This is a genomic window from Streptomyces sp. NPDC059456 (assembly GCF_042750055.1).
GTDB lineage: Bacteria > Actinomycetota > Actinomycetes > Streptomycetales > Streptomycetaceae > Streptomyces.
Map to the genome: position 1 here is coordinate 1 of NZ_JBHYVA010000285.1, position 9,927 is coordinate 9,927.

General features: G+C 74.8%; 9 protein-coding genes. All 9 read left to right on the top strand.

Annotated elements, in window-relative coordinates; genetic code table 11:
• Nucleotides 1-1,863, top strand: a 1,863-nt coding sequence (locus ACFXA3_RS23440) for an FAD-binding and (Fe-S)-binding domain-containing protein (RefSeq protein WP_385189657.1), incomplete at its 5' end; no start/stop codon positions are given.
• A 12-nt stretch (nucleotides 1,864-1,875) separates the two neighbouring features.
• A complete protein-coding gene (locus tag ACFXA3_RS23445) occupies nucleotides 1,876-3,048 on the top strand; it encodes an MFS transporter (protein ID WP_385189660.1) in 1,173 nt (390 codons plus the stop codon).
• A 321-nt stretch (nucleotides 3,049-3,369) separates the two neighbouring features.
• Nucleotides 3,370-4,089 (top strand): phosphoribosylaminoimidazolesuccinocarboxamide synthase, encoded by a 720-nt coding sequence (locus ACFXA3_RS23450; RefSeq protein WP_385189663.1) that lies wholly within the window; start codon nucleotides 3,370-3,372, stop codon nucleotides 4,087-4,089.
• A gap of 37 nt (nucleotides 4,090-4,126) precedes the next feature.
• Nucleotides 4,127-4,816, top strand: coding sequence for an SDR family oxidoreductase (locus ACFXA3_RS23455; protein ID WP_385189666.1), 690 nt, complete (start codon nucleotides 4,127-4,129; stop codon nucleotides 4,814-4,816).
• A 39-nt stretch (nucleotides 4,817-4,855) separates the two neighbouring features.
• On the top strand, nucleotides 4,856-5,293 hold the full coding sequence (locus ACFXA3_RS23460; RefSeq protein WP_385189669.1) for a hypothetical protein: 438 nt from the start codon (nucleotides 4,856-4,858) through the stop codon (nucleotides 5,291-5,293).
• The gene (locus ACFXA3_RS23465; protein WP_385189672.1) at nucleotides 5,290-6,486 is read left to right on the top strand and encodes an MFS transporter; all 1,197 of its coding nucleotides are present in this window, start codon (nucleotides 5,290-5,292) and stop codon (nucleotides 6,484-6,486) included. Before ACFXA3_RS23460 ends, ACFXA3_RS23465 begins: the two co-directional genes overlap by 4 nt.
• Nucleotides 6,483-7,337: an HAD family hydrolase gene (locus tag ACFXA3_RS23470; RefSeq protein ID WP_385189675.1), complete on the top strand. Its 855-nt coding sequence runs from the start codon at nucleotides 6,483-6,485 to the stop codon at nucleotides 7,335-7,337. The genes ACFXA3_RS23465 and ACFXA3_RS23470 overlap by 4 nt, the downstream gene beginning before the upstream one ends.
• Before the next feature lie 7 nt (nucleotides 7,338-7,344).
• The gene (locus ACFXA3_RS23475; protein ID WP_385189677.1) at nucleotides 7,345-9,312 is read left to right on the top strand and encodes an alpha/beta hydrolase family protein; all 1,968 of its coding nucleotides are present in this window, start codon (nucleotides 7,345-7,347) and stop codon (nucleotides 9,310-9,312) included.
• A 145-nt stretch (nucleotides 9,313-9,457) separates the two neighbouring features.
• Nucleotides 9,458-9,927, top strand: a 470-nt coding sequence (locus ACFXA3_RS23480) for a phosphoribosylaminoimidazolesuccinocarboxamide synthase (RefSeq protein WP_385189680.1), incomplete at its 3' end; no start/stop codon positions are given.

Consider the following 9,927-nt stretch of genomic DNA (forward strand, 5'->3'; position numbering starts at 1 on the left):
GGGGGGGGGGGGGGGGGGGGGGGGGGGGGGGGGGGGGGGGCGCCCGCGGGGGCGCGGCGGGCGCCCCCCGGGGCCGACGCCCGCCGGCTGTGGCGGATCCGCGAGGACGGCGCCGGACTGGCGACCCGCCGGGCCGACGGGTCGGAGGCCTGGCCCGGCTGGGAGGACTCGGCGGTCCCGCCCGAGCGGCTCGGCTCCTACCTCAGGGAGTTCGGGGCCCTGATGGAGCGGCACGGCCTCACGGGCGCCCTCTACGGACACTTCGGCGAAGGCTGCCTGCACGTACGCATCGACTTCGACTTCGCCACCGAGGACGGGACCGCCGTCTTCCGGGCCTTCGGCGCGGACCTCGCCCGGCTGATCGCCGGGCACGGCGGCTCGCTGTCGGGGGAGCACGGCGACGGCAAGGCCCGTTCCGAGTTCCTCCCCCTCATGTACTCCCCGGCGGCCATGGGCCTGTTCGAGCGGTTCAAGGACGCCTGGGACCCCGACAACGGCCTCAACCCGGGCATCATCGTCCGGCCGTCACCGGTCGACGGGCACCTGCGCATCAGCCCGCACCGCCCCCCGCTCCCGCTGGCCACCGTCTTCGCCTACCACGCCGACGACGGGGACTTCGCCAAGGCCACCCGGCGCTGCGTCGGCGTCGGCAAGTGCCGCGCCTCCGCCGACCACGGCACCGGTGTCATGTGCCCCAGCTTCCGGGTCACCGGGGACGAGAAGGACTCCACCCGCGGACGCGCCCGGCTGCTGTACGAGATGACCCAGGGCGAGATCGTCACCGACGGCTGGCGCTCCACCGAGGTCCGCGACGTCCTCGACCTGTGCCTGTCCTGCAAGGGGTGCAGCACCGACTGCCCCGTCGGCGTCGACGTGGCCACCTATAAATCGGAGTTCCTGCACCACCACTACCGCGGGCGGATCCGGCCCGCCTCCCACTACAGCATGGGCTGGCTGCCCCTGCTCTCCCGGGCGGCCTCCCGGGCCCCGCACCTGGCCAACGCCGTCCTGGGGTCCCGGCTCGCCCCGCTCGTCAAACGCCTCGGCGGGATCGCCGACGAACGCAGCCTGCCGCGGTTCGCGGACCGGACGTTCCTCTCCTGGTTCCGGGGGCGCGCACCCGGCGGCGACGGGCACCGCGGGCCGGTCGTGCTGTGGGTGGACTCGTTCAACAACCACTTCTCGCCGGAGGTCCTCCGGGCGGCCGTGGCCGTACTGGAGGACGCCGGGTTCACCGTCCGGGTACCCGACGGCACCCAGTGCTGCGGCCTCACCTGGATCACCACCGGACAGCTCGGGGTGGCCCGCCGGATCGCCCGGCGCACCACCGCCGCGCTCGCCCCCGCCGTCCGGGCCGGCGTGCCCGTCGTCGGCCTGGAGCCCAGCTGCACCGCCGCCCTGCGCACCGACCTGCCCGAACTGCTGGGCGGGGACCGGGACGCGCAGGCGCTGGCCGGAGCCACCCTGACCCTCGCGGAACTGCTGGTCGGGCAGGCCGCCGACTGGGAGCCCCCCGAGATCCGGGCCGAGTCCATCAGCCAGACGCACTGCCACCAGCACGCGACGTCCGGCTTCGGCGCCGACGCCGCCCTGCTGCGCCGGATGGGCGTGGACAACACGGTGGTCGGCTCCGGCTGCTGCGGGCTGGCCGGCAACTTCGGTTTCGAGCGCGGCCATTACGAGGTCTCCGTGGCCGTCGGCGAACAGGGACTGCTGCCCGCCGTGCGGTCCGCGGACCCGGACACCCGCGTCCTGGCCGACGGATTCAGCTGCCGCACCCAGATCGCCCAGCAGACCGACCGCCGGGGCACCCACCTCGCCCAACTCATCGCCGAGGCCCTGCCGCCGGCTCCGGCACCCTGAAAAGGACCGCGCATGCCCTACTTACACATACTTCGGCGCCCGTCCGTGTTCCGGCTGCTCACCGGCAGCTGGGTGGGCCGGCTGCCGTCCGCCATGGCCGCCCTGGCCCTGCCGCTCGCCCTGCGGGACGCGGGGGCCCCGTACGGTTTCGTCGGTCTGGCGGCGGGCACCTTCGCCCTCTCCGCCGCGGTGGGCGCCCCGCTGGTGGGCCGGCTGGTGGACCGCAGCGGCCAGACGCTGGTGCTGCTGGTCACGGCGCTGCTCGCGGCGGCCGGTTTCATCGCCGTCGCCGTGGCCCCCGACCAGCGGGCGCTGGTGATCCTGGGCGCCGCCGTGGCCGGCGCGGCGACGCCCCCGCTGGAACCCTGCCTGCGGGCGATGTGGCCGGATCTCGTCCCCTCCGACGATCTGGAGTCCGCCTACGCCCTGGACTCCAGCGCCCAGGAGCTGGTCTTCGTCGGCGGCCCCCTCGTGGTGGCCGGGACGGTCGCGGTGGCCTCGCCCGCCACCGTGCTCTGGGCCCAGGCCGTCCTCGGCATCGCCGGCGTCCTGGTGGTGGCCACCTCCGGCCCGTCCCGCCGGTGGCGCACCGCCGCCCGGTCCACCGACTGGCTCGGGCCGCTGCGGGAACGCGGACTCGTGCTGCTGCTCGTCTGCCTGGCCGGCGTCGGCTTCGCCATCGGCACCCTCAACATCCTGGTCGTCCACTACGCGGAACAGCGCTCGTTCCCCGGCGGGGCGCCCGCACTGCTGGCGCTGCACGCCGCCGGCTCGCTGATCGGCGTACTGGTCTACGGGGCCCGGAAGTGGCAGGCCCCGCTGCCGCGCCGGGCCCTGCTCCTCGCCCTGTGCCTGCTGGCCGGCTACACCCTGCTGATCCTGCTGCCCCCGGCCCTGCTGATGGGCCCGCTGCTGGTGCTGACCGGCCTGTTCCTGGCGCCGCTGCTGGCCACCACCTTCATGCTGGTGGGCGAGCTGGCGCCGGCCGGCACCACCACCGAGGCCTTCGCCTGGCTGATCACCCTGTTCGCCTCGGGCACCTCCCTGGGCTCCGCGATCACCGGCTGGGTGCTCCAGGGCACCGGTGAGCACTGGGGCGCCGCCTGCGGGGCGCTCGGCGTCTCGGTCACGGTGCTGCTGCTGTTCACGGGGCGCCGCAGGCTGCGCGTCGCCGTCCCCGCGTGAACCGTCGAATTCCCGCCATTTCAGGGCGCGTTGAATAGTCCTGCTCACGCACGGCCGGGCTGTTGACGATCACTCAACGGCGCGACTAGGGTGCAATTCAGTGAGGCTCGGCCCCCCGTGCGGGGCGCAGCCGTTCTCTTTCGTTGCCGTTGCCTTCCGTGCACGTGCAACGCGAGCGAGTCCCTCCCTCGGCCAGGCGTGCTGTCCCGTCTGTCACGCGGCCCGGAGTCGAACGTTTCAATGCGGCCTGCCCCGTGCGTGCGGGGCTGCCGTCCTTCCCTTCCCATGGGTTCGCCCGGCGAGCCAGAACGGATGTGAGGCGTGCATTCCTCCGATGTGACGGATCTGATGTCCAAGGCGCCCGACGTCTCGGGACGCAGCAAGAAGGTGTGGCTCGTCGACGAGGACACCTGCCTGGTCGAACTGATCCCCTCGCTGAGCAGCTTCACGTACAACCGCAACGAACTGATCGATGGAACCGGTGAGTTGCGGCTGGACTTCTTCGAGTACGTCTCCGGCCGGCTGGCGGCCGAGGGCGTGCACACGGTCTTCCGCGAGCGCACCGGACCGCTGACCTACCTGGCCGACTACCGGCCGTCCACGCCCTTCGAGGTCATCGTCAAGAACCGGGCCACCGGTTCGACCATCCGCAAGTACCCCGGGCTGTTCACCGAGGGCCAGGTGCTCGACCGCCCGGTGGTCAAGTTCGACTACCGGACCGACCCCGAGGACCAGCCCATCGGCGAGGACTACCTGCGCCTGCTCGGCCTCGACGTGGACGCCTACCGGGCCGCCGCACAGCACTGCAACACCGTGCTCCGCGGCCTGCTGGAGCCCCTGGAACTCTGGGACTTCTGCCTGATCATCGCGCCCGACGCGGAGCGCGGGCTCGTCATCAACTCCGAGATCTCGCCCGACTGCATGCGGCTGCGCTCCGCCGCGGGCGAGTGCTACGACAAGGACCTGTTCCGCCAGGGCGTCTCGGGCGACGAGATCATCAAGCGGTGGACCGAGCTGATGCGGCTCATCACCCGTGGCTGAGCGAACCGGGGCCGGGCGACCCGTTGCCGGGCGACCGGTGGCCGGGCGACGCGCCCTGGTGACGGGCTCGAACCGGGGGACCGGGCGGGCCATCCGCGAACGCCTGGCGGCGGACGGCTTCACCGTCCGCTGCCTGAACCGAAGCTCCTGTACGGACCACCGGGACCCGGTCACGGCCGATCTCGCGGACGGGCAGGCCGCGTTCGAGGCCGCCCGGACGGTACTGGCCGACGTGCCCGCGCTGGACCTGCTGGTCCTGAACGCGGTGACGCGGGGCCTGGGCCGGGTCGACGAGCTCGACCCGCGGGTGTGGGACGAGGCGGTGGCGGTGAACCTGACCGCCAACGTCCGCGTCATCCAGGCGGCGCTGCCCGCCCTGCGGGCGGCCGGCGGGCACATCGTCCTGATGGGTTCGCACGCCGGGGACCGGCCGTTCGAGGGCGGAATGGCGTACTGCGCGACCAAGGCGGCACTGAAGTCGGTGGCCGAGGTGCTGCTGATGGAGGAACGCCCGAACGGCGTGCGGACCACGCTGCTCAACCCCGGTGCCATCCGCAACTTCGACGACGACTTCTCCGAACTCAAGATGAGCGTGGAATCGGTGGCCTCGGTGGTGTCCTGGGTGGTCGCCGCCCCCGCGGACACCGTCCTCGGCGAGGTCGAACTGAGGCCGGCACGGCTCGGCACCCCGCCCGCCGTCGGCTTCGAGCGGCTCCAGCACGTGTGAGTGATCCAGTTCCCCTTATGACCTGACGGGAGCGTTGTGATGGCGCCACGAACCTTCATCACGGAATGGGACGCGGAATCCGGAGTCCTGGAAGCCGTGCGGACCCCCACCCGGGACCGCACGGACGGCCCGACCCCGCCGGCCGGACCTGCCGGGGAAACCCCCATCGGCTTCCGGGCGGTGGCCTCGGTGGGCTTCGCCCCCGACGGCGGAGTCTGCGCGGTGAACGTACCGGACATCCCGGAACGCGTAGCCCCCGCCATCCCCACCGCCCGCGACGCGGAGACCGTGGGCAACGCCTGGCTCGACAGCGGCTGGCTGTGGATACCGCTCAGCGGTGACCCGGCCGAGCAGCACCGCTCGGGCCTGGCGGAGATCGAACTGAGGCTCCGCAGCGAGGCCGTGACCGGCCTGTCGCTGCGGTTCCTCGAAGAAGTGTCCGACCGGCAATTCCCCGACCAGGAGAACAGCACGTGAGCTACACGGCCCTGCTGCGCCGGCCGTCCGTTTCGCACGCCCTCGGCGGCGCGCTGATCGGACGGCTGCCCACCGCCATGACGGCCCTCGCCATGACCCTCACCCTGCGCGCCCACGACGCGGACTTCCGCTTCGTCGGCCTGGCCACGGCGGTCCTCGCCGTGGCGGGGGCCGTCGGGGGACCGGTGCTCGGCCGCATGGTGGACCGCTGGGGGCAGACGTACGTCCTGCTCGCCAGCGCCGTGCTGTCCGCCTGCGGCATCCTGCTGATCGCCCTCGCGCCCGGCTCCCGGCCGGCGGTGCTCGCCGGCGCCGTCCTGGCCGGGGCGGCCACCCCGCCGCTGGAGCCGTGCCTGCGCGCCCTGTGGCCGGTCCTCGTCGGCCAGGAGAACCTCCAGCGCGCCTACTCCATGGACGCCGCCGCCCAGGAACTCGTCTTCATCGGCGGCCCCCTGCTCGTCTCCGCCACTGTGGCCCTCGGCCCGCCGGAGGCCGCCGTGGTGCTCTCCGCCGCGCTCTGCCTCGGCGGAGCCCTCGTCATGGCCACCTCGCGCCCCTCCCGGCAGTGGCAGGGGAGCCCGGGCACCCGCGACTGGCTCGGCCCGCTGCGCAGCCGCGCACTGGTCCTGCTCTTCCTCGGGCTGGCCGGAGCCGGGGCGGCCATCGGCGGCCTGAACATCGGCGCCGTCGCCTACGCCGAACGCCATCCGCTGCCCGGCGGGGCCGGCACCCTGCTCGCGCTGTCCGCGTGCGGGGCGCTCGTCGGCGCCGTGGTCTACGGCCGCGGCCGGTGGCACGCGGCCCCGACCGCCCAGGCGGTGGCCTGCGGCGCCGGACTCACCGTCACCTACCTGCTGGTGGCCCTCATGGCCCCGCCGGCCGTCATGGCCCTGGTCTGCCTGTCCACCGGGTTCTTCCTGTCCCCGCTGCTGGTGGTGTCCTTCACGCTGGTGGACGCCCTCGCCCCCGAGGGCACCGTCACCGAGGCCTTCGCCTGGCTGATCACCCTGCTCACGACCGGCACCGCACTCGGATCGGCCCTCGCCGGACTGGTCCAGGAACTCAGTGGTCCGGGCCCCGCGGCCGCCTCGACCGGGCTCTGCGCCCTGCTCGGGGTCGGCTTCCTGCTGCTGTGCCACCGGTTGCCCGAGACCGCGGCGCAGCGGACCGCCACCGCGTCGGCGGCCGGGTGATCCCCCCGCCGGGCGGCGGCCCCCGGCCGCGGCCCCGGCTGCTCGCCTGCGACCTCGACGGAACCCTGCTGGACTCCCGGGGCCGGCTCACCGCGCCGGTCCGCGCCGCCCTGCTGCGGGCCCGGGACGCCGGACTCGCCCTCGCCGTGATCACGGCCCGGCCGGGCCGTGACGTGCCCGCCGCGGTGACCGGCGGGATCCCGGACGCGGCGTACTGGGCGTACAGCAACGGCGCGGTGATCCACCCGCCCGGCGAGGCACGGCCGCGCCGGGTCCTCGGCTTCGCCCCCGGCCCGGTCCTGCGGCTCCTCGAAGCCGTCCGCGCGGCCTCGCCGCACTGGTCCTGCGCGCTGGACCTGGTGGACCGCACCGTCACTGTCGACCCCTTCCCGCGCGAGGCCGCCGCGCACTGGACCCGGGTCAGCCACCGGGCCCGCACGGACCGGCTCGACCTGCCCGGCCGGGTGCCGAAGCTCCTCGTCCACACCGGGACCGGCTGCGGACCGGCCGTCGTGGCCGAGGTCCAGCGCGCCGTCGGCGCGGACGCCACCGCCACCGCATCCGGCGGCGGCTTCGTCGAACTGGTCCCGCCCGGCACCGGCAAGTCCGAGGCCCTGCGCTGGCTGTGCGCCGAGGCCGGCGTGGACCCGGCCGAGGCCGTGGCCGTCGGGGACGGGCTCAACGACCTCTCCATGCTGCACTTGGCCGGACTCGGCGCCGCCCCGGCGAACGCACCCGAGGAGGTCCGGCGCGCCGCCGGCCTCGTCCTGCCCTCGAACGACGAGGACGCGGTCGCCGCGCTGGTCGCCCTGCTGCTCGACGGCCGCCCCGCACACACCACCGAGGAGTGAGGCCCCCGTGCCCGACGACGCCCGCAGGCAAGCCCCCTACGGAAGCTGGCGGTCGGCCCTCGCCGCCGACGACGTGGCCCGCGGGGCCGCCCTGCCCGAGTGGCCGGACTTCGTCGGCGACGAGGTGTGGTGGACCGAGCCGCTCGCCCACGACGGCGGCCGCAGCGCACTGATGCGGCGCGGGCCGGACGGCGCTCCCCGGGAGGTGCTGCCCGGCGGGCGGGACGTGCGCAGCCGGTTCAACGAGTACGGGGCCAGGCCCTGGCTGCCGGTGTCCGGCCGGCCCGGCGACGGCATCGTCTTCAGCGACGGGACCGACCGGCGGGTCCACCGGTGGCGGCCCGGCGCCCCGGCCGTACCGCTCAGTCCGCCCGCCGGCCCCGGAGCTGTCCACCGTTACGGGGACTTCGCGGTCCGCGGCACCGAACTGTGGTGCGTGCGCGAGATCCTGCCGGACACCGCCGGGGGCCCGGCCCAGGACGTCCGGCGCGAGCTGGTGGCCCTGCCGCTCGACGGCAGCGCGGCCGAGGACCCGGGAGCGGTGCGGGTGCTGGCCGCCGGCCACCGGTTCCTGACCGGCCCGCGCATCGCCCCCGGCGGGGACCGGGTCGCCTGGCTGGGCTGGGACCACCCGGACATGCCCTGGGACCGTACGGACCTGATGGTCGCCGCGATCACCCCCGAGGGCCTGCTCGGGCCCGCCGTACGGGTCGCGGGCGGCCCGGGCCGGTCGGTCGCCCAGGCGGAGTGGGCCGCCGACGGCACGGGCCGCCTGTTCGCCGTCACCGACCCCGACGGCTGGTGGAACCTGCACGAGATCGGCCCGGACGGCGGCTCCCGCGCCCTGCGCGCCGAGCCGCAGGAGTACGCCGAAGCCCTCTGGCGCGTCGGCTCCCGCTGGTTCCTGCCGCTGCTCGACGGCACGCTCGCCGTGCTGCACGGCACCGCAGGCCGCCGCCCCGCGCTGCTGGCCCCCGACGGGAAACGGACCGCACTCGACCCGGACGGGCCGTACACCGAGTGGCACTCGCCCGCCACCGACGGACGGCGGATCGCCGCCGTCGCGGCGGGTCCCGCACACCGGCCGACGGTGGTGCTGCTCGACCCCCGGGAGCCGGGCGGCCGGGTGGAGGTGCTGCGCCCGCCCTCCCGCGAGCACGCCGAACTCTGGCCCGTCCCGTTCCGGCGGACCTACCGCGGCCCCGGCGGCGAAGCGGTGCACGCCCACGTCTATCCGCCCCACCACCCCCGCCTCCGGGGCCCGGACGGCGAACTCCCGCCCTACGTGGTGCTGGTGCACGGCGGTCCCACCAGCCGCACCCACATGACCCCGCACCCGCACATCGCCTACTTCACCAGCCGGGGCATCGGCGTCCTCGACGTCCAGTACGGCGGCTCCACCGGCCACGGGCGGGCCTACCGGGACCGGCTGCGCGGCGGCTGGGGCGTGGTGGACGTACGGGACTGCGCCACGGCCGCCCGCGGGCTGGTGGCCGAAGGGCTCGCCGACCCGCGGCGCCTCGCGATCCGGGGCGCGAGCGCGGGAGGGTGGACCGCCGCCGCCTCACTGATCGCCGAACCGGACCTCTACCGGGCCGCCGCCATCCACTTCCCGGTACTGGACGCGGACACCTGGCGGCGCACCACGCACGACTTCGAATCCCGCTACGCCGAGACCCTGATCGGCCCCTGGCCGCGCAGCCGCGACGCGTACGTCCGCCGGTCCCCGGTGCACGGGTCAGCCGGCATCCGGGCCCCGTTCGCGCTCTTCCAGGGGTCCTTGGACGCCATCTGCCCGCCGAGCCAGGCCGAGCGGCTGCTGGAGCGGCTGTCGGGCTCCGACGTGGAGTACACGTACGAGGTCTTCGAGGGGGAGGGGCACGGGTTCCGCAGGGCCGACACGGTGGCCCGCACCCTGCGGACCGAACTGCAGCTGTACGGGAAGGTGTTCGGGTTCGTCCCCGACCCCGGGTGACCGCCGGCGGAGGGGGGGGCGCGCCGCGACGGCGCCCGGGTGTCACATCCGGGCCGCCTCGATCGTCTTCCATTCCGGGTGCCGCCCTCCCGCACCCGCGCCGCCGAGGGCCCCGCCCGGGCGCACGCCAGGAAGAGAAGAGCCCATGAAGCGTTGGTCCACCAAGGATCTGTACACACTGGCACCACCCCGCGACGGTCGGCCCGGCGACGGCATCCTGACCTTCACGGACCGCTACTCCGTCTACGACTTCGGCGTCATGCCCGACGAGATCCCCGGCAAGGGCAAGGCGTCCTGCGCCATGGCCGTCCGGTCGTTCGGCCTCATGCACGACGCCGGGATCGGCACGCACTTCGTGGAGCAGGTCTCCGACAACGCCATCCGGATCAAGCTCCTCGACATCGACTTCGAGGGCGCCCGGCCCCGGACGGGCCCCGGCGGGATGATCCCGCTCCAGGTCGTCTACCGCAACGCCCTGGCCCGGGAGTCCTCGGTGCACCGCCGCGTCGCGGCCGGCCGCGGAGACCCCCCCCGCGTAACGGTCACCCCGGGGCCCCGGGCCCCCGGGGTGTGCGCTGGGATGGGGGGGTTTAAGTCAAAGGTGGAGGATGCGCA

What these genes read in the sequence shown, in the direction of transcription:
- ACFXA3_RS23445 (WP_385189660.1), top strand. Translation starts at nt 1,876, where the DNA reads ATGCCCTACTTACACATACTTCGGCGCCCGTCCGTGTTCCGGCTGCTC.
- ACFXA3_RS23460 (WP_385189669.1), top strand. Translation starts at nt 4,856, where the DNA reads ATGGCGCCACGAACCTTCATCACGGAATGGGACGCGGAATCCGGAGTC.